A 26,132-nucleotide genomic window follows, 5' to 3' on the forward strand; every position below is an offset into this window, starting at 1 on the left:
CATCACCAGAGTGATGCTTCGCGCTGAGGGGCGGCCAACGCGTTTCCCGTCCTCCGCCAGCCGCTCCGAGACCCCCGGTTTGAGGTCTTGCGGGTATTTCGAACGACGCTTCGAGCGATACCAACCGCTTGCGATGTATCCCCCGCGCCCTGCGACGGTTTGGGGACGCGTTGTCCCGTTCACCCGAAGGGCGTGCAAGCCGTTGGAATTGCACGCCCTGCCTTGCCTTTCTCCACAACCTGTCCACATACTGGAACGAAACACGAACACTTATCTCGGTCGATTCGGTGAGGAGGGACAGGCTCGCAATGGCTCGCTACCGTTTTCATGCGACGAACGGCACCGAATGCGTCTTCGATTCCACGGGGAAGGACATTCGTCTTCCCGAGCGCGTGGTGCGGCGCGCCGATGAAGTGGCGCGCGAGGTCATGCGGAGCCTCGACGACCGGGAAGATTGGGAGGAATGGCACGTCAGCGTCCATGATCTCACTGGCCGACGCGTCTTGGTGCAGCCTTTCCTGAGAGCCACGGAAGACCGCGTCTGACGGGATTGGCCGGAGATCTGGCTGTCTGCGGGTTTTCGCTCGGCAGATCGCGGTAGCCGCACCGGCCAATCGCAGCCGCCGAAGTTTTCGGGGGCGCCCGGATCCGTCCTGCTGTCACCGAAATCAGAACGTTTGGTCCTTTGCTGAACGGATCCCGCCCGGTTTCGTTGAACCGGTGGAGATCTCAGCATGAAGAACCCTGCGCTCGGCCTATGGCTGTCGTCGGTCAATCAGGTGGCCGGCTTCTGGATGGGGCACGGCGCCAACACGCTCCGGCGCCAGCAGCGCCTGATGCTCGCCGAGATGACGAAGGCTGCGGCTGGCCAGGCTGCGAAGCCCAAACGAACGAAACGGCGTTCGACGGCCAAGCGCAAAATTTCCTGAAGTCAGTTCAGGGGATGCGGAACGATGTGCGGCCAATCTGCCGCACGGCACAGACCATGGTATGGCACTGTTGACCTCCAAACAGCCATCCGAAGCGTCTCGCGAGCCTTTCGGGCAAGGCGCCGTCTTCAACGATGAACGGCGCGACCCCACGAGGACAGCGTGTTCGGCGCTCCGGCTGCCGTGCGGAGGGGAGCTGACGTGACGCTTGCCGCTGTCATCATGATCACCGGTGCGATCGGCGCGATCGCCCTGACGATTGCGGCACGCCCGAGTGCCGACCGTTTCATCAAATGGTGAGGGGCCCGCCTGAACTTATGGCGCCCTGCGACGTTCAGTCTGCCGAGACTGTAGAGGAGTGTCGCGTGGCGGTGGCGGTGATGATGGCGGGCCTTGTCGGGGCCGCGGCGACCCTGGCGTGCCTGTTGCCCGGTCTCGACTCGTTCTTCGAGTGGTAGCCGCCCTGACGTGACGGCTTCGGCCGTGATCGTGAAACCGCTGGGGCGCCCGTGGTTTGGGACCAACCGCGCGTCACGCACTTACGTTGCTCTACCGGAATAGACCCTTGATTGCCGACTCTGGTGAGGCCGTTTCAGCCGCTCGCCGATATCTGGATCAGGCATGTTCGGGGACACGGTACTCTGAATGCCCGAAAGCCCGGCCGCATCTTAGTTCGATGCGAGGGCCGGATCGGTGAAGGGCCGGCAGCACGCGTATCGCGCATCGATCCCTCGCCTGTGATGACAAGTCCAGGATTCGAGGCAACTGATTTATAAAAAAACGGAAAGATGATCGATGCGCCTCGGTTTCGAGGCTGCGTCCCCATCGTATCGGTCGTCGAGCCAATATCCCCTGGGGCGGGACAATTTTAGCCAAAACAGCGGCCCGGACCCTCATTTTAATCGAGCGTCCGGACGGGAGCGGCAACCAACGCTGAGCCCTCCTCGTCCCGTGCTGGGGACCGGGAAGATGGTGTCCTCCCGGTCCGCTCGATTACATGCGGTGCATCATGCGATGGCGCATCATCCGGTGGTGGTGATGGCGGTGCATCATCCGCTTCCGCATCATATGCCGACGCATCATCATCCGCTCACCGGGGCTCATCCGCACGGGCGTCACACCGGTCTCAGCCTGAAGGCCAGCCGGGGCGAGGGGAGCCGCCGAAGCCGAACCGGAAGCGAAAGCGAGGCCGCCCAGCAGGACCGCCAGCGCGAGCGTGGTCTTCTTCATCTCTGTCTCCCAGGGAACGTATTGCCGTCCCAGGCCCGATAGGAAGATGGATTTTGCGGTCAAGGTTCCCGGTAGAGCGTAGAATTCTTCTGTCGGCGCCGGCCTCGGCGAACGATCTATTCCCCGAACCGCTCGGTGCGGATCGTGGCCGGCCGCACGCCGGCATCGACCAGCAGATCGGCCACGGTGCCGACGAAGGCGTTGCTGCCACAAACGAAGCTGTGGCGCGGCATCCCGAGACACTCGATCGCCGTATCAATCATCACGCGGTCGATGCGTCGGCCCGTCGTCGGGCCCTCGCGGGTCAGGAGGAGCGTCAGGTCGAACCCGGTCTCGTCGCGGGAGCGTGCGGTCAACTCGCCGCGGGCGATGGCCTCGGCCGCCGTTCGTACCGAATAGAGCAACAGCATCGGCACCTGCGGTGCGCGCAGCGCCCGCTCACGCACCATGGCCAGCAACGGCACCACGCCCGAACCGCCGCCGATCAGCAGCACCGGGCCACCGTCACCGGCCTCCCAGGCAAAGGACCCGATGGGACCACGGATCTCGATTGTGTCGCCGACCTCCGCGATTGCGTCGAAGAAGCCGGAGACCTCACCGCCTTCGAGCCGTTCGATCATCAGCTCCAGGCCGCGCGGATCGCCCGGTGCGGAGGCAATGGAGTAGCTCCGCTGCGCTTGGTAGCCATCCGGCGCTGTCAGCCGAACGTCGACATGCTGACCGGCGCGGTGCGGCGCACCGAGGGCGTCGAACCGGAAGCTCTTGACCCGCGGCGTCGCGGGCGTGATCGCCCGGATCGTCGCGTCGCGCCAGCGGGACGGGGCGGCCTCGGCCACGGGATCCTCTAATCGTCGGTGAAGCGCTGCTCGCGCCAGGGATCGCCGTACATATGGTAGCCGCGCAATTCCCAGAAGCCGGCCTCGTCGCGCTCGGTGAATCGCAGGCCCTTCACCCACTTCGCGCTCTTCCAGAAATACAGGTGCGGCACCAGCAGGCGCGCCGGGCCGCCATGTTCGGGCTCGATCGGCTTGCCGTCGTAGAGCGTCGCCACCATCGCCTTGCCGCCGACGAGATCCGCCACCGGCACGTTAGTGGTGTAATCGTCGTGGCCCTCGGCCAGGACGAAGCCGGTCGGCGCATCGAGTCCGGCAGCGGCCAGCAGGTCGTCGATGCTGACGCCCTCCCAAGCGGTGTCGAACTTGGACCACTTGGTGACGCAATGGATGTCGCCGCCCCAGCGGGTGCGGGGCAGGGCCTGAAACTCCTCCCAGGTCCAGCTCACCAGGGGCCGGGATCCGTGACGCAGGGTGAAGCGCCAGCCATCGGTCGAGACCCTCGGCGTCGGCCCGAGCTGAAGCACGGGAAAATCGTCGGTGAGATACTGGCCCGGCGGCAGTCGCTCGCGGATCTCCGCCGCCGGTGGGCGCCCCGTGAAGCCGCGCGTCGCCATGTCATCCTCCGCTTTGGCCGGGAACACCGCCCGTTAACACCATCGGCGGGCCTGCCGATCCCAACGTCGTCTGGCACGGGCGGGTCTGCGCCGCAACGATGCCCGCCTGCCATTCAGCCGGGTTGGCGCCGCCTTGGGCGCGGCGTAGAACGGTCGCAACGCCAGTCACGCACGAAATTCACGAGCCGAGCCCAGTGAGCCGAGACCAGACCGCCGAGGCCGGGCGCCGTGCGCCCGAGCCGCCGATCCACGGCCCCGAGGGGTTCGAGGGCATGCGCCGGGCCGGGCGCCTCACGGCGGAGGCGCTCGACCTGTTGATGGAGGCGGCGCAGCCCGGCGTGACGACGGACGAGCTCGACAAGCTCGCCTACGAGTTCGGCATGGATCACGGCGCCTATCCGGCGTCCCTGTTCTATCGCGGCTACCGCAAGTCGATCTGCACCTCGATCAATCACGTGGTCTGCCACGGGATTCCCAACGACAAGCCGCTGCGCGAGGGCGACATCGTCAACCTCGACATCTGCCTGATCCTCGATGGGTGGCACGGGGATTCGAGCCGGATGGCCTATATCGGCGAGGTGCCGCGCAAGGCGCAGCGCCTGTGCGAGATCACCTACGAGGCGTTGATGCGCGGCATCCACGCGGTGAAGCCCGGCGGCTCGACCAACGACATCGGCCGGGCCATCCAGAGCTATGCGGAGGCCGAGCGCTGCTCGGTGGTGCGTGATTTCTGCGGCCACGGGCTCGGCCGGGTCTATCACGATGCGCCGACCATCCTGCATTACGTCGAGGCGAGCTACGACGTGCCGCTGAAGGCCGGGCAATTCTTCACGGTCGAGCCGATGATCAATCTCGGGCGCCCGGCGGTGAAGGTGCTCGCCGATGGATGGACCGCGGTGACCCGCGACCGTTCGCTCTCCGCCCAGTTCGAGCACACCGTGGCCGTGACCGAGACCGGTTTCGAGATCTTCACCCTCTCGCCCAAGGGGCTCGATCAGCCCAAGCCCCAGTTCTGACGGAGCGGACCGGGGAATAGCCGTCCGCGATGGCCCGTCGGCCGCCCGATCCCGCCGCAACACTGCCGGGGCTCGCCGAGGCTGCACCCGCGGAGGCGCCGCATTATCACGGCCACCGCGAGCGCCTGCGGGCACGTTTCGCTGAGGCCGGCGCCGACGCCCTGCCGGACTACGAACTGCTCGAACTCGCCCTGTTTCGGGCCATTCCCCGGCGGGATGTGAAGCCGCTGGCCAAGGCGTTGATCCGCCGGTTCGGCTCGTTCGCCGAAGTGCTCTCCGCCGAGCCGGCGCGATTGGCCGAGATCGAGGGCGTCAGCGCGGGCGTGATCGCCGATCTCAAGCTGATGGAGGCCGCCGGTCGCCGGCTGGCCCGGGGCGCGATCGCGGCCCGTCCGCTGCTGGCCTCCTGGAGCGCGCTGCTCGAATACCTGCGAGCCACCATGGCGTTCTCGGCGCGGGAAGAATTCCGGGTCTTGTTCCTCGATCGGCGCAATCACCTCATCGCCGACGAGGTGCAAGGCCGCGGCACCGTCGATCACACACCGGTCTATCCCCGCGAGGTGGCGCGGCGGGCGCTGGAACTGTCCTCCACCGCGATCATCTTGGCCCACAATCATCCCTCGGGCGATCCGACGCCGTCGGGCCCCGATATCCGCATGACCCGCGAGATCGTCACGGTCCTCGATCCGCTCGGCATCGTGGTCCACGACCACGTCATCCTCGGCCGGGATGGCCATGCCAGCCTGAAGGGCCTCAAGCTGATCTGAGCGATGGTCGTAGGTTTCGAAAGGACAAGTTCTTTCGTGGGTCCAGGGCGAAGCCCTGTTTTGAAGGAATACCGGGGCTCGGCCCCGGCGCCCCGCCCGAGGACTCGGCCCTTTGGGCTCCTCTGACTAGCGCTGGCGGGCCGGATTGCCGACGACGGTGGCGCCCGCAGGCACGTCGCGGGTGACGACGCTGCCGGCGCCGATGATGGCGTCGTCGCCGATGGTGACACCCGGCAGGATCAGGGCACCGCCGCCGATCCAGACATTCGCCCCGATGCGGATCGGGCGGCCGAATTCGAGCATCTGGCGCCGCTGAGCCGGATCACGCGGATGGTCGGCGGTCAGGATCTGCACACCGGGGCCAATCTGGGTCATGTCCCCGATGGAGACTGCGACGACGTCGAGGATGCAGCAATTGAAGTTCATGAATACGCCGCGGCCGAGGCGGATGTTGTAGCCGTAATCGCAGGTGAAGGGTGGTCGGATGTTGCAGCCCTCGCCGACATCGGCGAACGCCTCTTCCAGCAGGGCCTGCCGCTCGGGCTGGCTCAGGGTGTTGGAGGCATTGTAGCGGTCCATCCATTCCGAGATGCGCCGGATATCGGCGGCGAGCTCGGGGTCGTCGGCGACGTAGAGTTCGCCCGCCAGCATCCGCTGCTTCTGCGTCTTGATCGTCATTGTTGATGGTCCGAGCCCGCGAGAAGGGGAGGGCTTCCGTTGCCGGAAGCGATGCGTACATATGTACGCATCCTCCCCGGATGCCAATCGCCGGTCTCGCTTGCCCGCTGCCCGCCGTTACGACCCGGATCGCCGCGCCCGTATCCTGCGGGCGACCCTCGACGTCGTCGCCGAGCACGGCGTCGCCGGTGCAACGCATCGCCGGATCGCGGCGGCGGCCGGCGTGCCGCTCGGCTCGATGACCTATCATTTCGAGGGGATGGAGTTGCTCCTGACGGAGGCGTTCACGCTGCTCGCCGACACGGTGGCGGCCCGGTTCACCGAACGGCTCGCGGCAGCCTCGAACCGTGACGAGGCCCTCGAGGCGGTCGTCGATCTCGTGGTCGATGAGAGCTGGGCCACGCCGCAGACCATGCTCCTGAGCTACGAACTCTACGCCTTCGCCGCGCGCCGTCCGGCGCTCCAATCGGTCATGCGAGACTGGATGGACAAGAGCCGCGCGGCGCTCGGCCGCCACTTCGCACCGGAGACGGCGAAGGCGCTCGACGCCATGATCGAGGGATTGTCGATCCACCGCTCGGTCGATCGTGACCCAGCCGACCGGGCCGCAGTGCGGTCCATCGTCGAGCGGCTGGTGGGGGAGGGCGCTGCCGGGCGGAGTTCTGTTGGTTCGTCCATCCCCACCTCACCCTGAGGTGCGAAGCGGAGCAGCGAAGAAGAGATCCAGCGAAACGCGCAATTCACTGAAGCCCTCCTTCAACGCTGCTGACGCGGTACCGCAGGATGAGGGGATGGGGACCGGCGACGGCTACCGCTGTGGCCCGTAGGGCGGGCGCGGGATCGCCCGGTGCGCCGCGCGCAAAGCCGCCGACCAGCGCTCGCGCAGATCGTGAAAATAGCTCTCGCCGGCCTCGATCCGGTAATTCACCTCGAGGTCAAGGGCCTCGCGGCGCAGGACCGCGATATCGATCGGCAGCCCCACGCCGAGATTGGACCGCATGGTCGAGTCCATCGAGACAAGACCGACCTTGAGGGCGTCGTAGAGATCGGTCTCGAAGGTGACCGCGCGGTCGAGGATCGGCTTGCCGTATTTGTGCTCGCCGATCTGCAGGAACGGCGCGTCGCGGCTGCACTCGATGAAGTTGCCCGCGGAGTAGATCATGAACAGCCGCATCGGCTCGCTGCCGATCTGGCCGCCGAACAGGAACGAGACCTCCATGCGCAGGTTGGCCGCCTCGGCTCCTGCCTTCTCGATCTCGCGCACCCGCCGGATCGCCCGACCGACGAGCTGAGCCGCCTTGAACATGGTCGGCGCGTCGCGAAGCCGCGGGGGCGGACCGTCGGTCTCCTCGTCATCAACGCCCTCGTGCAACATGGAGAGGACGGATTGCGTCATCGAGAGATTGCCGGCCGAAGCCAGCATCATCACCCGCTCGCCGGGGGCATTGAACATGTGGAGCTTGCGGTAGGTCGAGATGTTGTCGAGACCCGCATTGGTGCGGGTGTCGGCGATCATCACGAGCCCGTCCTCGACGAGCACTCCGACGCAATAGGTCATGGCGGCGCTGGGCCTCGAAACAGAAGAGCGCGCCGGATGGCACGGCACGGGTTCGGCCCGCAAGCCGATCTTTCGAGCAGGTGTGCCGGGCCGTGCCCGAAACAGCGGATCCCGGACCCTCGGTCTATCCGCCCTGGGACTGGCTCTGCGCCTGGATGGGGAGGTTGGGACGATGCACCGGAACCGTGCTCTCGCCGACCTGTAACGTCACCGTGAGCGTCTCGGTGCCGCCGCCGGTGCGGCTGCCCCGGATCGGCGCGGCGCCCAGATAGTCGAGGCCGGTGGCGACCCTCACATGCGCCTCGGTGGTCGAGAGTCCGTAGGCCGGGTCGAACCCGACCCAGCCGAGATCGGGGACCAGAGCCTCGGCCCAGCCATGGGCCGCATCCTCCTCCTCGTCGCTGCGACGGACATAGCCGGAGACGTAACGGGCGGGGATGTCGAGATGCCGCGCGGCGGCGAGGAAGACATGCGCGAGGTCCTGACAGACACCGCTGCCCGCCTCGAAGGCTTGCGACGCCGTCGTGCTGGCGCTGGCGGGGCCGGGGGCGAAGGCCACCGCCTCGGGCACCGCGCTGAGCAGGCGATGCAGCACGGGGAGCGGGCCGGCGTCACCCGCGTCTGCGATCCGCCGGGCAAACACCTGAAGCTCGGGGCTCGCCTCCGTGAGCGGCGTATCGCGCAGATAGAACAGATCGGGCAGTCGTTCGACCGCGCCGCGCACGATGCCGTCGGTCTCGAAGGTCTCGACTTCGCCAGTGACCCGCACGGTGAGCGCGTCGGTCGGATCGTCCGCCGAGAACCAATGGATCAGGTTGCCGAAGCCGTCCTCCCGCGCGGTCAGCCGTCCATTGACCGAAGGCTCGATGCGCCACTCCCGCACGTGTTGCCCATCGTGATCGCGGGGCGTGAGCCGCATCAGCTGGATCAGGCCGCGGGCCGGCTGCTCGTAGGTGTAGACGGTGTCATGGACGATGCGGATACGCATGTCGGGAATCCTGCCTCGGCGCCTCGGCGCACGCTAGGGCCACGCTGGCGATTCGGGAATCGGGTCGAATGCCCAAAGGCTTGGCAGTCGGTTGCCGCCTCGCCGCCCGCACGGCAAACCGGCGCCGCGCGGATGGAGAGGGTCTAGCGATCCGTCATCGCGACCGGAAGCCATGGATCGCATCGTGCGGCGCTCGCGATTGCCCCATCGTGCATCGGCCGCGTCACACGAGATATTGCTCGCTGATCGCCGCACCGAGGGCGTTGTTCTCGCCGATGAAGCCCTGGATGAATTCGTGCAGGCCGGAGGCGAAGATGCGCTCGATATCGGCGCTGCCGAGCTTCGCCCGCATCTTGCTCGCCAAGCGCTGGCTCTCGCCACGACGCCCATAGGCGTCGGCAATCAGATCGAGATGCTCCACCAGCATCCGGTAACAGCTCGCCAGCGAGCGCGGCATCTCGGGGTTCAGGATGAGCAAGTCGGCGACCAAGAGCGGCTTGATGCTCTCGCGGTAGACCCAGTGATAGGCGTTGAAGGCCGAGACCTCGCGCAGGATTGTGGTCCATTGAAAGTAATCGAGCGAGCCGCCGACGCGCTCGGAGGCCGGCAACAGGATCTGGTACTTCACGTCGAGGATACGGGCGGTGTTGTCGGCCCGCTCGATCGCCGTGCCGGCGCGGGTGAACCAGTAGGCGTCGTTACGCAGCATCGTCCGGTAGGCCGAGCCGTCGAAGGTCAGGGAGACGCGCTTCACCCAATCGAGGAACTGGGTGAACTCCTCCCGCGACAGGTCGCGGCCTTCGTAGGAGCGCAACTCCAGCCAGGCCCCGTTGATCGTGTCCCACATCTCCGTGGTGAGTGCTGTGCGGATCGAGCGGGCGTTCTCGCGGGCGGTGGCGATGCAGGAGCGGATCGAGGACGGATTCTGGGCCGAGAACGCCAGAAAGTTGCAGACCGTGTGCTCGTTGACCGTGTCGTAGAGCGTGCGGAACAGTTCCGGATCGCCCGCCGAGGACAGGGCGGAGGCCCATTCGTTCGATTCGCGCCCGCCATAGCTCGACGGGAGGGCGGCCAGTCGATGGGCCGCATCGAGGATGCGCGCGAGGAAATCGGCACGCTCGGCGTAACGCGAGAGCCAGTAGAGATTGTCGGCAGTCCGGGACAGCATGGGGGTTCAGCTCGCAGGCCAGCTCTTAGACATTTCGGCGATCGGCGCGGCATCTGCCCGGTTACGAGGCAGAGCCCTGCGACACCCCGCGGAAAAATTGCTCAACAGGTGATCGAGATGCCTAGGCATCCAGCACCCAAGTGTCCTTGGTGCCGCCGCCCTGGCTGGAATTGACCACCAGGGAGCCTTCCTTGAGGGCGACGCGGGTCAAGCCGCCCGGCACGATGCGGATCTCGTCGGCGCCTGCCAGCACGAATGGGCGCAGATCGACGTGACGCGGTGCGACGCCCGAGGCGACGAAGGTCGGGCAGGTGGAGAGCGAAAGCGTCGGCTGGGCGATGAAGTTGTCCGGCGCGTGCCGCAACTTCTTGGCGAACTCGTCGATTTCGCGCTTCGTCGCGTGCGGCCCCACCAGCATGCCGTATCCCCCCGAACCGTTGACCTCCTTCACGACGAGATCCTTGAGGTTGTCCGTGACGTAGGACAGGGCCTCCCGCTCGCGGCAGCGATAGGTCGGCACGTTGTGCAGGATCGGCTCCTCGCCGGTAAAGAACTTCACGATCTCCGGCATGTAGCTGTAGACGGCCTTGTCGTCCGAGATGCCGGTGCCGACGGCGTTGGACAGGGTCACGTTCCCACGCTCATAGGCGTTCATAAGTCCGGGCACGCCCAGGACCGAGTCCGGGCGGAAAACCAGTGGATCGAGGAAATCGTCGTCGAGGCGACGGTAGATCACGTCGACCCGGCGCGGCCCTTCCGTCGTGCGCATGTAGACGACGTCATCCTTGGTGAAGAGGTCGCCCGCCTCCACGAGTTCGACGCCCAGTTTGTCGGCCAAGAACGAGTGTTCGTAGAAGGCCGAATTGTAGCGCCCCGGGGTCAGCAGCACGACGGTGGGGTCGCGCGTCGCCGATTGTGGCGCGAGGCTGCGTAGGGTCGCCAGCAGCGCGTCCGGATAGTTCTCGACCGGGGCGACGCGGTGGCGCGAGAACAATTCGGGGAAGAGCCGCATCATCACCTCGCGGTTCTCCAGCATGTAGGAGACGCCGGACGGGGTGCGGGCATTGTCCTCCAGCACGAAGAAGTCGTTCTCACCAGTGCGGACGATGTCGATGCCGGCGATGTGGACGTAGAGATCGTGCGGCACATCGAAGGCCCGCATCTCCATCCGGTAATGCGGGTTGCGGTAGACGAGGTCGGGCGGGATGATGCCGGCCTTGATGCACTCCTCGGCGCCGTAGATATCGTTGATGAAGGCGTTGAGGGCCGTGACCCGCTGCTTCAGCCCACGCTCCAGAAAGTCCCATTCCGGTTTGGTGAGGACGCGGGGAATGATGTCGAACGGGATGAGCCGCTCGGTGGATTCGTTGGCGCCGTAGACCGCGAAGGTGATGCCGATGCGCCGGAACAGCATCTCGGCCTGGCTGCGGCGGGTGTTGAAATGCTCGGGGGAAGTTTTGTCGAGCCAGGCCTTGAGGATGTCGTAGGCCTGCCGCACGGCGGCCGGATCGGGCTGACCGGCCCCGCCCCCGTTCATTTCGTCGAACGCCGTGTGCGCCATCCGCGCCACCCCTCCCATCATTGTCGGTCTGCCGGAGCAAGAGGCAGGCCACGGCGACGGTTCGGGGTCCAGCCCCGTCCCGTCGCCCGCGCTCCGTGCGGCGACGTTTCCGGGAAATAGGGGATCGCGCGGGGCGGCCCATCCCCGCGACGGCGATCTGCACCTGTCGGTTCAGCCCGATCCGTCGGCGCCGGCCAGAATGTCGGCGACGAAGGCCGGCACGGTCGCGCTTGCCAGCCCGAGCCGCGTGCGCGCGAACATGCCGGCATTGTCGGCGGCTTCCAGATTAAGCGCGAGCGTCGGGATGCCGAAGGCCTGCGCCTGTGCGACGTAGCCCGCCGCCGGATAGACCGCCCCCGACGTGCCAATGGCCACGAAGAGATCGGATTTGATGAGGGCATCCTCGATGGCGTCGAGATGCTTCGGCATCTCGCCGAACCAGACCACGTCCGGCCGCATCCGACCGGCGACGCCACAGCTCGGACACGGCGTCTCCACCGTCAGATCCTCCCGCCAGGGCCGGCCATCCCCACAGGCGAGGCAGCGCACCCGCGACAACTCGCCGTGCATGTGCACGACGGCGCGTGAGCCTGCCCGCTCATGCAGATCATCGACGTTCTGGGTGCACAGGAACAGGTTTCTGCCCTGCGCCGCGAGCCCGGATTCGAGTTCTGCGAGCGCCGTATGGGCTGCGTTGGGCTGCGCATTCAGGGCATCGCGGCGCCGCATGTTGTAGAAGTCGTGCACGAGTACGGGATCGGCGGCAAAGGCTTCCGGTGTCGCAAGCTTCATCGGATCGAAGCGACTCCACACGCCGCCGCGGTCGCGGAACGTCCCAAGACCGCTCTCGGCGGAAATGCCGGCTCCTGTCAGTACGAAGACGTTCTGGATGTCCATCCTGCCCCGGCAACGGCAATCTGCATTCGGCCAGAGGCCGTACCCGTCAGGAGGCTGACGGAGATGACAAGGACCTGCAAGACTTCGGCCGCCGGTTTCGCCCGTTTGTAGTCTCCGCCCACAAGACGGAGAACGTAGCCTTAATTCGTGTACCGTTGGCCGAGCTCTGGCTGGTCCATTGGATCCACGGTTCAACGCTGTGAAGTGGGCCTTCCGCGTCCGGCCTCGGCGCGAGAACGGTACTCCGTGAACGATCGAGCTGCGCCGCGGACGAGCGGCCCGGCTCTTCCGCAGCCCATAGAAACGGTCGCGGACGCAAAAGCCTCGATGCCGGGTCGGAGGTTCGATCGGGTCTGTGCAGGGCGCGCCGATGCCATAATCGGGTGCCGGATCGGCATGCCCCTGAACTGTAAGCCTGCGGATCGTGCCCGGCCCGAACGGGGCCGGCGACCATCGCCGGTTCCCGGTCGCGAAAGGTCGTCAGACCTCCTCCAGCCGCTGCGCCAGAACCTTGTCGATGCGGCGTCCGTCCATGTCGACCACTTCGATGCGCCACCCCTGCGCCTCGATGAAATCACCTTCGGTGGGGATGCGGCCGAGTTGAACGATGAAGAAGCCGGCGAGCGTCGAGAAATCGTCCGAGCGCGGCTTGTCGGTGAAGCCCAGGCGGTCGAAGGCATCCGTCGCCGACATCATGCCGTCGATGAGAAGCGAGCCGTCCTCGCGCTCCGTCACCATCTTCTCCTCGCCCGGTTCCGGGATCTCGCCGGCCATGGCCTCCAGAAGATCGGTCTGGGTGATGATGCCCTCGAGGCTGCCGTACTCGTCGACCACGATCGCCATGCGCACGGGCTTGGTCTGGAACATCTCCAGCACCTTCAGGATCGCCAGCCCCTCATGGACCACGATGGGTTCGCGGGTCGCCGCCTTCACGTCCAGCGGCTTCCCGTCGAGGAATTGATCGAGAAGATCCTGCTTGCGCAGAACGCCGACCACATCGTCGATCTGGCCGCGGCTCACCACGATCTGCTCGTGGCGGCAGGCGCGCACGGCCTCGATCATCTCCTCCTGAGAATCGTCGAGATCGACCCAGTCGACCTCGTTGCGCGGCGTCATGATTTCGCGGATGCGCCGCTCGCCGATGGCGAGAATGCGCGCCACCGCATCTTCCTGGGCTTCGTGCAGCAGGCCGGCCTCGTGACTTGCCGTGACGAGGAGACTGAGTTCGGCCGGTGAGGGCAGGTTGCCATCGCCCTCGCCGGGGCGCAGGCCGAGCAAACGCAGCACGCCGTTGCCGAGCCCGTTGAGGAAGTGGATGGCGGGCCCGAACACCAGCAGGAAGAGGCTGAGCGGGCGCACGATGACGAGCGCGGTCCGCTCGCTGCGCTGGAGCGCCAGGCTCTTCGGAGCCAGCTCGCCCAGCACGATGTGCAGCGTGGTGATGATCGCGAAGGCCAGCACGACCGCCAGCGTATGGGCGGTGAAGCCGGAGGCCATCGGCGGCATCCAGGTGAATGCCGGCTCGATCAAATGGGCGAGAGCCGGCTCGCCGACCCATCCGAGCGCGAGCGACGAGAGGGTGATGCCGAGCTGGGTCGCGGCGAGATGCGCGTCGAGGCGGTCTGTCGCCCGCTGCAGCGCCTTGGCGTTGAGGCGGCCCTCGTTGACGAGCTCGGCAATCCGGCTGCGCCGCACCGCGACCAGTGAGAACTCCGCCGCGACGAAGAAGCCGTTGGCGAGGACGAGGGCGACGACGGCGAGCAGGCCGAGCGCCGAAGACCAGAGACCGTCGGAAATCGTGCCCTCCCGGGGCGATGCCGCTTCAACGACCGCACGTATCGGCGGCAGGCAGCATTAAGGCCGAACCTAGGGGCGGGGGAAGGGGGCGGACCGGAGCAATCGCGCGAAGTGCGCTGCCCCTTAGGGTCCCTGCGACGCGGCATCCGCTCGCATAAAAAGCCCCGATCTTGTCCGGTCGGCCAACGGGTATTCGCCCGAGAATGTGTATCGGCCGTCGCACGCCAACCTGTGCGGGGCGCGAACTACGAAAAAAATCGCCTCGCGCGATGGCTTCGGTCAGCGATGGCCATCACCGAGGGATGCGCCGCGCCGAAGCCATTTTTCGCTCCCAGATTCGCCTACCGACAATGTAGGAAACGGGCCGATGCAAGCCGCTTCACAGGATAGGTCGTGATCAGACTGCCGAGGATACTTCGGCGCAATCGCCGCGATGCCGATGCGGTGCGATCCTTCTTCGATCCTCAGTTCTATCGAGCGGAATATCCCGACGTCGCCGCCGGCGGGATGGACCTGCTGCTGCATTACCTCGACCATGGCTGGCGCGAGGGCCGCAATCCGTCGGCGGTATTCTCGACGCTTTACTACGCCGACCGCTACCTGTCCGAGGGTGCACCCCAGAACCCGCTGCTGCATTACGCGCGGCTGTCGCCCGCCGAACGGCTGCGCAGGCCGACGCATCCGGGCGCTGATTTCCCTGCATTGCAGGCGGAGGTCGTCGCACCGTATTTCGACGCCCGCCACTATGCGGGAGCGGCCGGCCTGGAGGCGGGCGGGGAGGATCCCCTCCTCCACTACCTTACGACGGGCTGGCGGCGCGGGCTTGCACCCAACGACAGCTTCGACGGCGCGGGCTATCTGTTGCGCCACGCCCATGTCCGCCGCCTCGACGTCAGCCCGTTCTACCACTTCGTCTCCACCCAACGCCTGACCGCTTCGGACGGCCAGCCGCTGCGGCCGGCGGCAGAACGGGCGACCCGGCTCCCGTCCGACCCGTCACAGGCGACTGATCGACAGATTTACGATGCGGTCGCCGCCGCGTTCGACCAAGCGTATTACCTCGATCGCAACGCCGATATCCGGGATTCCGGCATCGATCCGATCCGGCATTTCCTCGACCACGGCGCGCGTGAAAATCGCGATCCGAACCCGCATTTCTCGATGCGCTTCTATCGCGCGCATTACCGTAGCGAGATCGCCCCCGGGCTGAACCCGTTCTTCCATTACCTTACTATCGGTCGAGAGCGAGGCTTCAAGCCCGACCCCTACGGACGCGGACAATGGCCCCCACAAGTCGCGCCGCGGCCCGACGAGTGGGATCAGGCGCGCCCCGCCGCCGATCTCGAATTCGCCAGCGTGGTCCTGATCATGCCGGTCTACAAGGGCATCGACGACACGCTGCGGGCGATCCACTCGGTTCTGACGACGCGTCAGCTCACGCCCTTCGCCCTGTTGGTCCTCGACGATTGTAGCCCCGAGCCAGCCCTCTCCGCCGCGCTGGCGGAGCTCGCTGGCCGCGGCCTCTTCAGGCTGGAGCGCAACGCCGAGAATCTCGGCTTCGTCCGGACTTGCAATCGCGGCCTCGATCTCGCGGCGGGCCGGGATGTCGTGCTGCTGAACGCCGACATCGTCGTTTTCGGGGATTGGCTCGACCGGCTGCTCTGGCACGCTGCCGACGACCCGAAGGTCGCGACGGTCACCCCGTTCTCCAACAATGCCACGATCTGTAGCTACCCGGTCTTCTGCGTCGACAACCAGGCTCAGCTGGAAGTCGGCCCGGCCGAGATCGATGCCTTTGCCAGCCGCTGCAACAGCCGGACCAGTTCACCGGTGCCGACGGGGGTCGGGTTCTGCCTCTACATGCGCCGGGACGTCATCGACTCGGTCGGCCCCCTCGATGCCGAGACTTTCGGGCGCGGCTACGGGGAAGAGAACGATTTCTGCCTACGCGCACTCAAGGCAGGATACGCCAACATCCTCGCCCATGACGTGTTCGTCTTCCATTCGGGCAGCGTCTCCTTCGGGGCGCTGTTGGCCACCAAGGGGGCGGACATCTTTCGCACCGTGCTGACCAAGCACCCCGACTATCAGCGCCGGGTCGAGACCCACATCCAGGTCGATCCCGCCCGCTCGGCCCGACAGCGCCTCGATTATTATCGCTTCGCTCAGCGGGCAACGGCCAAGCCGGAGCGCCGCACCGCCCTCATCGTCACCCACGATCTGGGTGGCGGCATCGAAACCCATATCGAGGGGCTGAGCGCACGCTTGGCCCCAGTCGGGCTCGATGTCGTCTATCTGCGCACCGACGCGCTGTCCCAGATCCGTGTCGATTTGCCGGAAACGAGCGCCATCGATTTTCCGGCCCTGGTGCTCTCCCCGATCGCGCTGGCACACGAGGTCGACTTCGTGGCCGAGTTGATCTCGTGGCTGGATCCGGCCCTCGTCCATGTCCACTCGCTGGCCGGCCTCGACGAGCGCTCGACGCGCGCCCTGATGGATCTGATCGCCGGCCTGCCCACCGGCTACGACGTGACGTTGCACGACTATTCCGCCGTCTGCCACCGCAACAACCTCGTGCGACCCGAGGGTTTCTATTGCGGTCTGCCCGAGCCGTCGGCCTGCCACACGTGCATCCGCCTCGACCGCGACAAGGAGAGTTCACCGCCGGATCCGGCGGAGCGGCGCCGTGCCTGGGCCGGTTTCCTCTCCGGTGCCCGGCGGGTCTACGCGCCGTCGCGTGATCTCGCCGAGCGCATCGGTTCGGCACTCGGCCTCTCGGGACTGACGCTCCGCCCGCATGAGGAAGTCGTGCCTAAGGTTCCGCCGCGACCGGCCCAGCGTCGGGACGGGCCGATGCGCGTGGCGCTGATCGGTTCGATCGGAATCCATAAGGGCTTCGACGTCGTCCACGATTTGGCCTTGGACGCACAGCTGCGCGATCTGCCGATCAGCTACACCATCATCGGGCATAGCTACGCCACCAAAACCCTGGAGGCCGTGGGCGTACGCGAGAGCGGCCCCTATGCCAGCGATGCGGCGGCGCTCGCCGAGTTGGCGCGGCTCGATCCCGATGTCGTCCTACTGCCCTCGCTGTGGCCGGAAACCTATTGCTACACCCTCTCCCTGGCGCTCGCCGCAGGCGTGCCGCCGGTCGTGTTCGATCTCGGGGCGCAGGCCGAGCGGCTGGCAGAGATTGGGTGCGGCTACCGCCTCGACCCGACGTTGGCCCGCGATCCGCAGCGGCTCAACGCGGCGTTGCTGGCGCTGCCTCTGGACGCGCTCAGAGCCGAGCTGCCCGCCTTCCGGCCCGCTGTCTACCCGCGCATCCTCGAAGATTACTACGAGCTTCCGGCCGCCAGTCGCGGGCGGGCGGACCGGGTTCCGGCTTGATCGGGATCGGCAACCTTAACATCCGTTCATGGACGGACCTCGTATCCCGGGGTTACAACGGTCAAGCTTGGCGAGTCGCGCGCGGCCTCGCCCAGCCGTTCGTTGCAAGCCAAGGGGACTCCCATGACGACGCAGAACATCACCGTGACCGCTCGCGAGCGTGACACGCTCCTGGCGGCGTTGCGCTATTACCAGTTCTACCGAATGCAGGGTCACCCGTTCGACCCTCGGAAGGACGACCTGATCGACACCATCGCGGCGACGAGCGGCGATGCCCTCGATCAGGCGGAGGTCGACGACCTCTGTGCCGGCTTGCGCGGCAACATGCATGCACTCGCCGCGACGGGATGAGGGACGCGAGGCTCGCCCGCTAGAGCCGGGGCCCGTCAGCTCTTCCGACGCCTGAAGGAAGGGTCAGGCGAACAGGGCGTTCACGATCACGGCCGCACCGAGGCCTGCAAGAAACACCGCGGCGAGAAGGGGCGCGTCCGCGGTGGTCAACGGGAGGCTCCGCCCGCCGAGAAGCCGACGAGGATCGGCCGGCGGGCGTCGAACAGGCGATCGCCCGCATCCGCCGTCTCGATCCGGACGCTGACCGGGGTCGCGCCGCCGGCCTGGGGCAGACGATGGGTGAAGGTCTTGGCCTCGCCCTGGGCGGGCGCCGCCTCGATCATCGAGGGCACCAGGGCCGCGTAGGCGCTCAGCACCGCTCCGGCTGCCGCGATCTTGAACAGGTCCCGCATGATGTCCACCCCTCGCTTCGGAGCCTTGTCGGCCCTCGTGTGCGTTCGGGTTTAGACCGCTCAGGTTGCCGGTGCATTGCGCGAGCGCACATGGCGACGGTGCGGAGCGGCTGCCACGCAACATTCAAGAAACAGGTTGAATGAAACCTTGCTCCGGGCATGTCGGGCCCGACCGTCGGGATGATGCGGAACGGTCGGAGGTCCCTATCCCGGTCGAGCAAGTTCCGATTTTCGAAGCCCCTAGAGCACGATGCGGAAAAGTGGAATCCGGTTTTCCGGAATCATCGTGCGACCACAAAGAGATAGAGCGTGCCGCTGTTTCCGTAGAAATGCAGCACGCTCTAGGCTGCATCGGTTCATTCCGGAAGCTGGCATCCACCTCCCGTGCCGATACTCTCCTCCTGGACGATCAGGCGTCCGAAGCCACTCCGACTGTCTGATCCGATTCCGGGCCGGCCTGCGCCAGCTCAGCGCCGAAGCGTTCGGCGGCGTATGCGTCCAAGTCGAAGCGATCGTCGGGCAGCTGGAACATGAAGCGCTCGGCCACCTGCCCGATCACGAGGTCCGGCCGCACGCGCGTCAGGTAGCCCCAATCGAGGGACGACGACCACACGAAGTGCACCTCGGCGAAGGTCTCGGCGATGAAGGCGGTCAGCATGATCGGCGCGAAATGCGCGTAGGAATCACCGAACAGGACCACCCGCCGCGGGTCGATCCCCGGCGCTTCGTTCCGGAAGACCACATGCGCGCCGACATGGAGCGTGTCGGCCCGGCCGGTCTGCTCCCGCAGGCGTACGATCGGACTCGCATGGATCCGCTCCGCATGGTGTTGGATGCTGCGGATCGACCACAGCTCGGTTTGCGGCGGCGTCAGCTTGCTGCCGAGATCGCCCGACATCTCCCGCCGCTCCTGCGGCTCGCTCGATAGATCCCTCGGTTCCGCGCCGCAGGCCGCGCAGATCAGGCGGTAGGCGGCCGCACAGCCCTCGAACGACCAATGACTGTCGGTCCGGTAGTAGAGGTCGCGGGCATCCCGGAGCGAACGGAAGGTGCCGACGAGGTCGAGGCAGGCGCGGCGGGCGCGCCGATGCCAGAACAGGGAGCGGCGCAGGCGCCAAGCCGGCGAGAGGCGTACCTTCACGGCGAGCCCCTCGGAGAGCTTATGATCGTAGACCGTCAGCTTTTCCGGCACGATCACGTGGAGGTATTGCGCGCCGAGGGCGTCGCAGCCGCGCAGGCGGGACAGCAACAGACGCTTCCACCCCCGCACGCGCCGCGCCATCAGCCGCGAGCGGCTGAACTGCCCGACGACGTTGTTGCTGCCCGCCGTCAGGAACAGCCAGCCGTCTCGGCCGACATGGACGTGCTCCGTCCCGAGGCTTTCCATGCGAGCGGGCTCAGCCCCCGAACACGGAGGTGAGCACCTCGCCGCCGCGATTGATCGAGACTTCCCACAGGCCGAAGCTGCGCTGGGTCAGGCGATCGAGATCCTTGGTCGAAGCCACCGGGATGCCGTTGATCGCCACGATCACGTCGCCCTTCTTGAAGCCGGCGCGGTTGGCGAGCGAGCCGTCCTCGACCGCGCTCACCGCCACGCCTTCCTCCGGCAGATCCGCCTGCAACTCCTCGCCGACCGCGGGCGAGGTGTTGACCAGGGTCGCCCCCGCGAAGGGCGTGCGGGCCCGGACCTTGAGGGCGTCGCGCGGACGCGTCTCGGGCGCCGGGCTGAGCTTGACGGCGAGGGTCTGCCGCCGCGTGCCGCGCAGAATGCCGAATTGCGTGGTGCCGGAGATGCCCTTGAGGGCGAAGCGGTACCCGAAAGCCTCCGGATCATCGACCGATTGCCCGTCGATCGACAGGACCACGTCGCCACGCTTGAGGCCGGCCTCTTCCGCCGGACTCTTGGCCTGCATGCTGGCCACCAGCACGCCGGTCGGCCGATCGAGCCCGACGCTCTCGGCGATATCCGGCGTCACGCTCTGCACCCGTGCCCCGAGCCAGGGCCGCCGCACGAGGCTGCCGCCGGTCTTGGCGGCCTCGACCACAGCACGGATCATGCTGGCCGGAATGGCGAAGCCGATGCCGTGGCTGCCGCCGGATTGCGAGTAGATCGCGGTGTTGACGCCGACGAGCCGGCCCTGGAGATCGACTAGGGCACCGCCGGAATTGCCTGGATTGATCGCCGCATCGGTCTGGATGAAGAACTGGTAGTCCGACGAGCCGACCTGCGTGCGGGCAAGAGCCGAGACGATGCCCTGCGTCACCGTCTGGCCGACGCCGAAGGGGTTGCCGATCGCCAGCACCACGTCACCGACCTCGAGATGGTCGGAATCGCCGATCGGCATCGGTGCGATGTCGGCAGGCGTCTTGATCTTGAGGACGGCCAAGTCCGTGCGGGGGTCGCGCAGCACGATCTGCGCCTCGAACTCGCGCTTGTCGGCGAGCGAGACCTTCACCTCGTTCATCTCGGCGATGACGTGGTTGTTGGTGATGACGAGCCCGGATCCGTCGACGATCACCCCCGAACCCAGCGAGCGCTGGGCCCGCTCGCCCGGCATGCCGCCGGGGCTGCGCCCGCCGCCGGGGCGGTCCTCGCCGAAGAAGCGGCGCATGAACTCGTCCATGGCGCTCGAGCGGGCGGTGCGCTTCTCGACATGGGTCGCATAGACGTTGACCACCGAGGGCGCCGCCCGTTTCACCACGGGGGCGAAGGAGAGTTGAATCTCGCCCTTGGAGAGCGGCACCGTCTTCTCGGGTGTCTGCGCCATCTGTGCCGCGACCGGCGTCGCGGCGAGCAACAGCACGGACAGAAGGCCGGCCGGCCGAAGCGGCGAGAAGGGCATGGTTGAGTCTCCCGGAGAAGGCTGAAGTCCGGGCTATGTAGCCCCGGCGGCCGCCGCGGGCGAGGGGCCGGCGATCCGAGTGGGACGGTGTTCCGCGCTGGGCGGTGACGGGACGGAACGCCATGACGACGACCCGAACGCGTCAATTCGACGTCGCCGAGCGGAACCGCGAACCCGTTTTCAGAGCCAAGCGATGCGGCGGTTGTTCGCTGCCCGCTTCGATGTCAGCCCCGGGCTGATGGACGCGAAGCGAGACTCAGTGCCGGAAATCCTGGCCCCTCAGATCGAGCATGAACCCCTTGCCGCGCACCGTGGTGATGATGGGGCCGCCCAACCGCACGAAATCCGACAGCTTCGAGCGCAGATAGCCGACATAGACATCGACGACGTTGAGCGAGAGGCCCCCCTGACTCGCCCAGAGGCGGTCGAAGATCTCGCCGCGCGAGACCGGACGGTTCACCTCCTGCATCAGCAGGGCGAGGAGCTCGGCCTCGCGCGGGGTCAGCCGGGCCGAGGCCTCGCCGAAGCTCACCTGGCGGATGTTCACGTCGAGGGTCAGACGGCCCGCCGTGAAGACCGTGCGCGGCGTGTCGGCCTCCCGGCGGCGCAGCAGGTGGACCTGCAACCGGGCCAGCAGCTCATCGAACACGAACGGCTTGACGATGTAATCGTCGGCGCCGAGCGCGAGGCCCTCGGCCCGGTCACGCACCTCGTCGCGGGCGCTCAGAAACAGGATCGCCCCGGGATAACCCCCTTCGCGCAGCGAGCGGCAGACGTCGTGGCCCGAACCGTCGGGGAGGGTGATGTCCAGCACCACCGCTTCCGGCGCCGCCTCGCGGGCGGCGCTCAGGGCATCCTCGACGCGGCCGGCGACGCCCACGTCGAACCCCTCGGCTTCCAGACCGCGGGCCAGCATGCCGCGGATGTCGATGTCGTCCTCGACGATCAGAACGCGCGTCGTCATACGGCGTCGATCCTCTCCCGTGCCGCCCCGTGTCTCTCCGGCCCGGCCGCCAGATCGAACGCGGGCAGGTCTAAGACCACCCGCGCGCCCGCGCCGTGCCCGGCTTTGCCGAGGCTGATCGTTCCATCATGACGCTCAACGACCCAGCGCGCCAGAGCCAAACCGATGCCGAAGCCGGGCTCCCCCGAATGATTGTCGCGGCGAAATCGTTCGAACAGCGCATCGGCGTTCTCGGGGAAGCCGGGCCCGTCATCCTCGACCAGGATGAGCGCCCGCTCGCCCTCGGCGGTGACGCGCTCGCCGACCGAGACGACGACGCGCGTCAGTCCGCTGGCGTGACGGAAAGCGTTGTCGATCAGGCTCTCGATGACTTGGCGCAGCCATTCGGGGTCGGCGGAGAGTTCGAGATCGCGATGCCCGGGCTCCAGCACCAGTTCGATCCGGCGGCGCGCCGCCTCGGAGGCGAGATCGTCCACGGCATCGCTCGCGATGGCGACCGCCGAAACCGGGCGCCGGTCCAGCTCGATCTGCCCGGATTCCGAGCGCGCGACCCGCAGCAGATCCTCCACCCGCCGCTTCAGGCGCTGCGCCCGCTTCCGGATGGTGCCGAAGACGGGGGTGAAATCGCTGGGGCGCGGCGTCCCTCGCTCGATCGAGCGTTGGGAGAGATCGCACTCGCCCAGGATGACGGTCAACGGCGTGCGCAGCTCGTGGCTCACATCGGCGAAGAAGCGGCGCCGCGAGCGATCGACCATCTCCAAGCGTTGATTGGCAGCGCGCAGATCGGCGGTACGGGCCTGGACCGTGTCCTCCAGGGCGGCGCGGTCGGCGGCGAGCCGGCCCTCGCGCCGCGACAGGCGGGCGACCATGCGGTTGAAGTTCGCCACCAGCACGCCGAGCTCGTCGCGGGTCTCGACCGAGAGGCGTGTGTCCAGCGCTCCGCTGCCGACGGCTCCCGCCGCGCGGCGGATCTCGGCAATCCGCGCCAGGGTCGGGCGGGTGACCGTCCGGTAGAGCAGGCCGACGAAGGCGAGCGCCAAGGCCATGGCGGCCAGCGACGCGGCGGTGAGGCGGTGCGACAGGGTGCGAGCATCCTCCGAGCCCACCTGCATGCTGCGACGCTCGGCCTCGATCAGGAGCGAGAGGGGCGGACCGGTCATCGCGCCGAAGCCGTTGAGCGCACCCTGCATCGCCGTGCGGCGGCGCTCCGGCTCGTTCTCGCGCTGGGCGATCAGCACTTGGCGGTCGAGCATCGCGCGGGCGGCGCGCACGCTCGCGAGCGGCCGGGTCCGGGCGAGATACTGGATGCGGTCTTGGGGATCGCTGCTCGAACCGAGCCCCCGACCGAGGGCGTCGTCGACGGTCGTCAAAGCCTGATCGACCCGGTCACGGGTCACCGAAAGAGCCTCGGGCGGGGCTTCCGGATTGTTCACGCTCTCGATGGCTGCCAACCCGTACTGCGCGAGCCGACCCGACAACTCGGCCATCAGCTCCAGCCGATGCTGGGCGGCCAGCGTCCGCTCGATCACGTGCTCGGACAAGCGCGTCGACCACAGCACGCCGGCCGCGGCCATCAGCGCGATCAGCGCCGTTCCGCCGAGCAACAGGGCGAACCGAACCTTGAGCGAACGCATGGACTTGCTTGTTCCCACCGCTTGAGGCGGCCGGTGGACCCTGCCACCGCGGAGCGGGGGGCTCAAGCGCGCGTAAGCCCACAAGTTCGGTTGTTCGCCCCATCCCCGCCTCACGCCGACGTCGCGAAGCGGAGCCGAAGTGATCCGAGGTGGGACCATTTCGGACAGAGCGAGACTACGCCGACGAGGGGGTTGCCCCGAAGAATGCTCTGGTCAGCGCAGAGCGCCGGATTGCATCAATCTCGCCTCGCAATGATGGGAAGGCGGCCGGACCGTCTCACGTCTTGTCCGGCACGCTGCCCTTCGGCGCGCAGCGCCAGCTCTTCACGTGCAGGTCGGGATGCTCCTCCTGCCACGCGGCCAGCGTCGCCTGCGAATTGCGCAGGCAGAGAAACGGGTTCGGATTGTCGAAAGTCAGGTTGATCCGCTCGTCGTGGCACTTCGTCGGCTCGGCGATGAGACAGACGGACAGGAGCAGGAACATGCCGCAGACCTCGTAGGGTGAACGCGGCATGAGGCTTCCATCCGCACGCCGCCTCGAAGCAAAGTGGGAGGAAGCGGCAGGGCGGCAAGTGATTTTATGCAATGGGTGATGGGTGTTGCTGCAGGATCGTGCCGCGTCCGAAAGCCCCAGGCGTCATGCCGGGCCGCCGCAAGCGAACCCGCAATCGACCTGTGATGCACGATTGCGGACGTTGTCGCGGCCCGTCGTGGATTCCGGGTTCCGCTGCGCGGACCCGGAATCACGGCCTTGGAAGACGCCTGAGACTTCCGGCCTCAAGCCGGTACGAACATCTCGCCCTTGCCGAGCGTGGCGAGGTCGCCCGAATAGCGCCGCAGCGCCCCGCCAAGCAGTCCGGTTTGCGCCGCGCCGAGGCGCTTGAGCGTCTGGGCCAGCAGCCGCACGTAGACGAGGTCGGGCGTGCCGGTCTCGACGAAGGTGGGAAGCAGGGCACCGTGGCCGCCCGCGATTAGGGTGCCCCGCCGCATGCCGTAACCCGGATGGTCGCCGATGCTGCCCGAGACCACGATGGTGCCCGCGATCATGCGGGAGGCGGTCTGTGCACCGGCCGAGCCGGCCAGGATGATCCCGCGGCGCATGCGGTCGCCGAGTTGGTCGCCCGCCTTGCCCTTGATGATCAGGATCGCACCGTCGAGCCCGGCTTTGGCGGCGTAGACGGCGCCGCCGGCGTGATCGCCCGCATCACCCTCGATGGTGATCGTGCCGCCGGTGGCGCCGGTGGCGGCGAATGGGCCGGCCGAGCCGGAGACGGTGAGCGTGCCGCCGGCCATGCCTTCGCCGAGGCGTTGACCGACATCGCCCTCCACGCGGATCGCACCCTCCGAGAGGGCCGCGCCGACCCGGTCGAGCCGGTCCGAGCCGCCCTCGATCACGAGCGTATCGGATCCGTCGAGGGAGATGTCGAACAGGTCGCCGAGGCTCACGCCGCGACGGCTGGTGCCCACGGTGAGCTTCCCGGCCTCCGCCTCCGACAGACCCTTGAGCGCCAAAGGCGTGACGTTGAGGAGGTCGATCCGCTCCGGCGGCGCCCCGCGCAGTCTCAGCGTGCTCATGCGGCGGGTTTCTCCAACAGGTCGCGGAGGTGATAGTGGTGCCGGCCGAGATTGCCGCCGTAATTGCCGGCGGTGACCGCGACGAGCCCGTATTTGGCGCCGATCTCGGTGGAGGCGTGGAGCGCCGCGCGCATCGACTCGGCGACGCCCTGCGAGGTCAGGGCGTCGATGACGATTTCCAGCACCACGCCGCATTCGGGCGGCAGCGCCGACCCGGCTCGGCCCTTGAGGGTCGGGCAATAGGCGTCGTTGGTCGAGGCCATCATGCCCTTGGTACGGCCGCCGACCTTCGAGCCGGAGCGGACGATGCCGCCGGGGAAGGGCAGGATCGCGCCGGGGACGGCTTTGGCCGCCTCGACCGCGATCTCGGCGACGATGAGCGTGTCCGCGTGCTTGCGGCCGAGGAAAAGGAGGTTGCCGCCGCCGACCGCACCATCGACGGCGCGGGTCGAGTCCTCGCACAGGAACTCGCCGTCCATGACCGGGATGCGCCAGTAGCGGCGCATCTTGCCGGTCGCGTCCGGCAGCCGCTTGGCGACCGCGAAGCCGTCGCCGAAATAGCGGATGGCGCCGCCGAGCTTGATCTTGTGGGGGCCCTCGACACCCGCGTAGCAGGCGGTGCCGGGGCAGGTCAGGATGCACTGGCCGACGCGCTTCAGGAGCTGGTCCTTGAGCCCGTTCGGCTCGAAGCCGAACAGCAGGATCCGCACGCCGGGGCGTCCGTCCGGGGTCTCCTCCGGGGAGAGCTCGGCATCGATGCCGGCCTCGGCGCCGCAGCCGATCACCGAGGTGGCGAAGCCGGTCATCACCGTGGCCGCGATCATCGCCCATTTCGGGGTGTCGTTGGTCACGATGATCGCGGTGCCCGCGACGTCGAAGGCCTCGGCGAAGGTGTCCTCGACCTTGATGCCGTTGAGGGTGAGGTCAGCCATCAGTTCAGTTCC

The 26,132-nt window shown here is 67.3% G+C and carries 25 protein-coding genes; 7 read left to right on the forward strand and 18 right to left on the reverse strand.

Annotation, left to right across the window (positions count from 1 at the left end; all coding sequences use genetic code 11):
- Positions 1 to 308 precede the first annotated feature (308 nt).
- Both MFF26_RS16565 and MFF26_RS16570 read left to right on the forward strand, forming a co-directional pair.
- A complete protein-coding gene (locus tag MFF26_RS16565) occupies positions 309 to 545 on the forward strand; it encodes a DUF6894 family protein (RefSeq protein WP_137828401.1) in 237 nt (78 codons plus the stop codon).
- 189 nt (positions 546 to 734) lie between these two features.
- Positions 735 to 929: a hypothetical protein gene (locus tag MFF26_RS16570; RefSeq protein ID WP_137828402.1), complete on the forward strand. Its 195-nt coding sequence runs from the start codon at positions 735 to 737 to the stop codon at positions 927 to 929.
- A 993-nt stretch (positions 930 to 1,922) separates the two neighbouring features.
- Here the strand turns inward: MFF26_RS16570 and MFF26_RS16575 are convergent.
- The 3 genes from MFF26_RS16575 to MFF26_RS16585 all read right to left on the reverse strand — a co-directional run bounded on the left by MFF26_RS16575 (position 1,923) and on the right by MFF26_RS16585 (position 3,609).
- Positions 1,923 to 2,159, reverse strand: coding sequence for a hypothetical protein (locus MFF26_RS16575; RefSeq protein ID WP_137828403.1), 237 nt, complete (start codon positions 2,157 to 2,159; stop codon positions 1,923 to 1,925).
- A gap of 116 nt (positions 2,160 to 2,275) precedes the next feature.
- A complete protein-coding gene (locus MFF26_RS16580; RefSeq protein WP_137828404.1) occupies positions 2,276 to 2,995 on the reverse strand; it encodes a ferredoxin reductase in 720 nt (239 codons plus the stop codon).
- An 8-nt stretch (positions 2,996 to 3,003) separates the two neighbouring features.
- Entirely contained in the window at positions 3,004 to 3,609 is a 606-nt protein-coding gene (locus MFF26_RS16585) for a sulfite oxidase-like oxidoreductase (protein ID WP_137828405.1), read from the reverse strand.
- A 194-nt stretch (positions 3,610 to 3,803) separates the two neighbouring features.
- On the opposite strand from MFF26_RS16585, the gene map reads away from it, so the two are divergent.
- The gene (gene map / locus MFF26_RS16590; protein WP_137828406.1) at positions 3,804 to 4,625 is read left to right on the forward strand and encodes a type I methionyl aminopeptidase; all 822 of its coding nucleotides are present in this window, start codon (positions 3,804 to 3,806) and stop codon (positions 4,623 to 4,625) included.
- A 29-nt stretch (positions 4,626 to 4,654) separates the two neighbouring features.
- Positions 4,655 to 5,392 (forward strand): RadC family protein, encoded by a 738-nt coding sequence (radC, locus tag MFF26_RS16595; protein ID WP_137828407.1) that lies wholly within the window; start codon positions 4,655 to 4,657, stop codon positions 5,390 to 5,392.
- A 126-nt stretch (positions 5,393 to 5,518) separates the two neighbouring features.
- On the opposite strand, the gene MFF26_RS16600 is transcribed toward radC, so the two are convergent.
- Complete coding sequence (locus MFF26_RS16600) at positions 5,519 to 6,070, reverse strand: sugar O-acetyltransferase (protein WP_171015424.1); 552 nt, start codon at positions 6,068 to 6,070, stop codon at positions 5,519 to 5,521.
- 61 nt (positions 6,071 to 6,131) lie between these two features.
- On the opposite strand from MFF26_RS16600, the gene MFF26_RS16605 reads away from it, so the two are divergent.
- Entirely contained in the window at positions 6,132 to 6,764 is a 633-nt protein-coding gene (locus tag MFF26_RS16605; protein WP_171015425.1) for a TetR/AcrR family transcriptional regulator, read from the forward strand.
- Positions 6,765 to 6,878: 114 nt separating this feature from the next.
- Here MFF26_RS16605 and MFF26_RS16610 read toward each other — a convergent pair whose 3' ends face one another.
- The 6 genes from MFF26_RS16610 to MFF26_RS16635 form a co-directional block, all read right to left on the reverse strand.
- Positions 6,879 to 7,628 carry a proteasome-type protease gene (locus MFF26_RS16610; protein ID WP_137828408.1) on the reverse strand — a complete coding sequence of 250 codons (750 nt, stop codon included), beginning with the start codon at positions 7,626 to 7,628 and terminating at the stop codon, positions 6,879 to 6,881.
- 124 nt (positions 7,629 to 7,752) lie between these two features.
- Positions 7,753 to 8,616, reverse strand: coding sequence for a transglutaminase family protein (locus MFF26_RS16615; protein WP_137828409.1), 864 nt, complete (start codon positions 8,614 to 8,616; stop codon positions 7,753 to 7,755).
- A gap of 223 nt (positions 8,617 to 8,839) precedes the next feature.
- Entirely contained in the window at positions 8,840 to 9,784 is a 945-nt protein-coding gene (locus MFF26_RS16620; RefSeq protein WP_137828410.1) for an alpha-E domain-containing protein, read from the reverse strand.
- 121 nt (positions 9,785 to 9,905) lie between these two features.
- The gene (locus MFF26_RS16625; protein ID WP_137828411.1) at positions 9,906 to 11,345 is read right to left on the reverse strand and encodes a circularly permuted type 2 ATP-grasp protein; all 1,440 of its coding nucleotides are present in this window, start codon (positions 11,343 to 11,345) and stop codon (positions 9,906 to 9,908) included.
- Between the two features lie 171 nt (positions 11,346 to 11,516).
- Complete coding sequence (locus MFF26_RS16630) at positions 11,517 to 12,242, reverse strand: SIR2 family NAD-dependent protein deacylase (protein WP_137828412.1); 726 nt, start codon at positions 12,240 to 12,242, stop codon at positions 11,517 to 11,519.
- 480 nt (positions 12,243 to 12,722) lie between these two features.
- Positions 12,723 to 14,039 (reverse strand): hemolysin family protein, encoded by a 1,317-nt coding sequence (locus tag MFF26_RS16635; protein ID WP_171015427.1) that lies wholly within the window; start codon positions 14,037 to 14,039, stop codon positions 12,723 to 12,725.
- Between the two features lie 393 nt (positions 14,040 to 14,432).
- On the opposite strand from MFF26_RS16635, the gene MFF26_RS16640 reads away from it, so the two are divergent.
- Both MFF26_RS16640 and MFF26_RS16645 read left to right on the forward strand, forming a co-directional pair.
- Entirely contained in the window at positions 14,433 to 17,429 is a 2,997-nt protein-coding gene (locus MFF26_RS16640) for a glycosyltransferase family 2 protein (protein ID WP_137828414.1), read from the forward strand.
- 123 nt (positions 17,430 to 17,552) lie between these two features.
- The gene (locus MFF26_RS16645) at positions 17,553 to 17,780 is read left to right on the forward strand and encodes a hypothetical protein (RefSeq protein WP_137828415.1); all 228 of its coding nucleotides are present in this window, start codon (positions 17,553 to 17,555) and stop codon (positions 17,778 to 17,780) included.
- 146 nt (positions 17,781 to 17,926) lie between these two features.
- Here the strand turns inward: MFF26_RS16645 and MFF26_RS16650 are convergent, their stop codons facing one another.
- From MFF26_RS16650 to fhcD, 8 genes are all read right to left on the reverse strand, one after another.
- Positions 17,927 to 18,172: a hypothetical protein gene (locus MFF26_RS16650; protein ID WP_137828416.1), complete on the reverse strand. Its 246-nt coding sequence runs from the start codon at positions 18,170 to 18,172 to the stop codon at positions 17,927 to 17,929.
- A gap of 409 nt (positions 18,173 to 18,581) precedes the next feature.
- A complete protein-coding gene (locus tag MFF26_RS16655; protein WP_137828417.1) occupies positions 18,582 to 19,559 on the reverse strand; it encodes an alginate O-acetyltransferase AlgX-related protein in 978 nt (325 codons plus the stop codon).
- A gap of 10 nt (positions 19,560 to 19,569) precedes the next feature.
- Positions 19,570 to 21,015, reverse strand: coding sequence for a Do family serine endopeptidase (locus MFF26_RS16660; protein WP_137828418.1), 1,446 nt, complete (start codon positions 21,013 to 21,015; stop codon positions 19,570 to 19,572).
- 256 nt (positions 21,016 to 21,271) lie between these two features.
- Complete coding sequence (locus MFF26_RS16665) at positions 21,272 to 21,979, reverse strand: response regulator transcription factor (RefSeq protein ID WP_137828419.1); 708 nt, start codon at positions 21,977 to 21,979, stop codon at positions 21,272 to 21,274.
- A complete protein-coding gene (locus MFF26_RS16670) occupies positions 21,976 to 23,613 on the reverse strand; it encodes a sensor histidine kinase (protein WP_137828420.1) in 1,638 nt (545 codons plus the stop codon). Before MFF26_RS16670 ends, MFF26_RS16665 begins: the two co-directional genes overlap by 4 nt.
- A 277-nt stretch (positions 23,614 to 23,890) precedes the next feature.
- Complete coding sequence (locus tag MFF26_RS16675; RefSeq protein WP_137828498.1) at positions 23,891 to 24,097, reverse strand: hypothetical protein; 207 nt, start codon at positions 24,095 to 24,097, stop codon at positions 23,891 to 23,893.
- Positions 24,098 to 24,390: 293 nt separating this feature from the next.
- On the reverse strand, positions 24,391 to 25,188 hold the full coding sequence (locus tag MFF26_RS16680; RefSeq protein ID WP_137828421.1) for a formylmethanofuran dehydrogenase subunit C: 798 nt from the start codon (positions 25,186 to 25,188) through the stop codon (positions 24,391 to 24,393).
- Positions 25,185 to 26,120, reverse strand: a complete 936-nt coding sequence (fhcD, locus tag MFF26_RS16685; protein ID WP_137828422.1) for a formylmethanofuran--tetrahydromethanopterin N-formyltransferase — start codon at positions 26,118 to 26,120, stop codon at positions 25,185 to 25,187. Before fhcD ends, MFF26_RS16680 begins: the two co-directional genes overlap by 4 nt.
- Positions 26,121 to 26,132: the final 12 nt, after the last annotated feature.

The organism is Methylorubrum suomiense (assembly GCF_022179765.1).
Taxonomy (GTDB): domain Bacteria; phylum Pseudomonadota; class Alphaproteobacteria; order Rhizobiales; family Beijerinckiaceae; genus Methylobacterium; species Methylobacterium suomiense.

Excerpts from the sequence above, each read along its gene's own strand:
- MFF26_RS16565 (WP_137828401.1), top strand. The coding sequence starts at position 309 with ATGGCTCGCTACCGTTTTCATGCGACGAACGGCACCGAATGCGTCTTC.
- MFF26_RS16570 (WP_137828402.1), top strand. The coding sequence starts at position 735 with ATGAAGAACCCTGCGCTCGGCCTATGGCTGTCGTCGGTCAATCAGGTG.
- MFF26_RS16575 (WP_137828403.1), bottom strand. The coding sequence starts at position 2,159 with ATGAAGAAGACCACGCTCGCGCTGGCGGTCCTGCTGGGCGGCCTCGCT.
- MFF26_RS16585 (WP_137828405.1), bottom strand. The coding sequence starts at position 3,609 with ATGGCGACGCGCGGCTTCACGGGGCGCCCACCGGCGGCGGAGATCCGC.
- radC (WP_137828407.1), top strand. The coding sequence starts at position 4,655 with ATGGCCCGTCGGCCGCCCGATCCCGCCGCAACACTGCCGGGGCTCGCC.
- MFF26_RS16600 (WP_171015424.1), bottom strand. The coding sequence starts at position 6,070 with ATGACGATCAAGACGCAGAAGCAGCGGATGCTGGCGGGCGAACTCTAC.
- MFF26_RS16605 (WP_171015425.1), top strand. The coding sequence starts at position 6,132 with ATGTACGCATCCTCCCCGGATGCCAATCGCCGGTCTCGCTTGCCCGCT.
- MFF26_RS16610 (WP_137828408.1), bottom strand. The coding sequence starts at position 7,628 with ATGACCTATTGCGTCGGAGTGCTCGTCGAGGACGGGCTCGTGATGATC.
- MFF26_RS16615 (WP_137828409.1), bottom strand. The coding sequence starts at position 8,616 with ATGCGTATCCGCATCGTCCATGACACCGTCTACACCTACGAGCAGCCG.
- MFF26_RS16620 (WP_137828410.1), bottom strand. The coding sequence starts at position 9,784 with ATGCTGTCCCGGACTGCCGACAATCTCTACTGGCTCTCGCGTTACGCC.
- MFF26_RS16625 (WP_137828411.1), bottom strand. The coding sequence starts at position 11,345 with ATGGCGCACACGGCGTTCGACGAAATGAACGGGGGCGGGGCCGGTCAG.
- MFF26_RS16630 (WP_137828412.1), bottom strand. The coding sequence starts at position 12,242 with ATGGACATCCAGAACGTCTTCGTACTGACAGGAGCCGGCATTTCCGCC.
- MFF26_RS16645 (WP_137828415.1), top strand. The coding sequence starts at position 17,553 with ATGACGACGCAGAACATCACCGTGACCGCTCGCGAGCGTGACACGCTC.
- MFF26_RS16650 (WP_137828416.1), bottom strand. The coding sequence starts at position 18,172 with ATGCGGGACCTGTTCAAGATCGCGGCAGCCGGAGCGGTGCTGAGCGCC.
- MFF26_RS16655 (WP_137828417.1), bottom strand. The coding sequence starts at position 19,559 with ATGGAAAGCCTCGGGACGGAGCACGTCCATGTCGGCCGAGACGGCTGG.
- MFF26_RS16660 (WP_137828418.1), bottom strand. The coding sequence starts at position 21,015 with ATGCCCTTCTCGCCGCTTCGGCCGGCCGGCCTTCTGTCCGTGCTGTTG.
- MFF26_RS16665 (WP_137828419.1), bottom strand. The coding sequence starts at position 21,979 with ATGACGACGCGCGTTCTGATCGTCGAGGACGACATCGACATCCGCGGC.
- MFF26_RS16670 (WP_137828420.1), bottom strand. The coding sequence starts at position 23,613 with ATGCGTTCGCTCAAGGTTCGGTTCGCCCTGTTGCTCGGCGGAACGGCG.
- MFF26_RS16675 (WP_137828498.1), bottom strand. The coding sequence starts at position 24,097 with ATGTTCCTGCTCCTGTCCGTCTGTCTCATCGCCGAGCCGACGAAGTGC.
- MFF26_RS16680 (WP_137828421.1), bottom strand. The coding sequence starts at position 25,188 with ATGAGCACGCTGAGACTGCGCGGGGCGCCGCCGGAGCGGATCGACCTC.
- fhcD (WP_137828422.1), bottom strand. The coding sequence starts at position 26,120 with ATGGCTGACCTCACCCTCAACGGCATCAAGGTCGAGGACACCTTCGCC.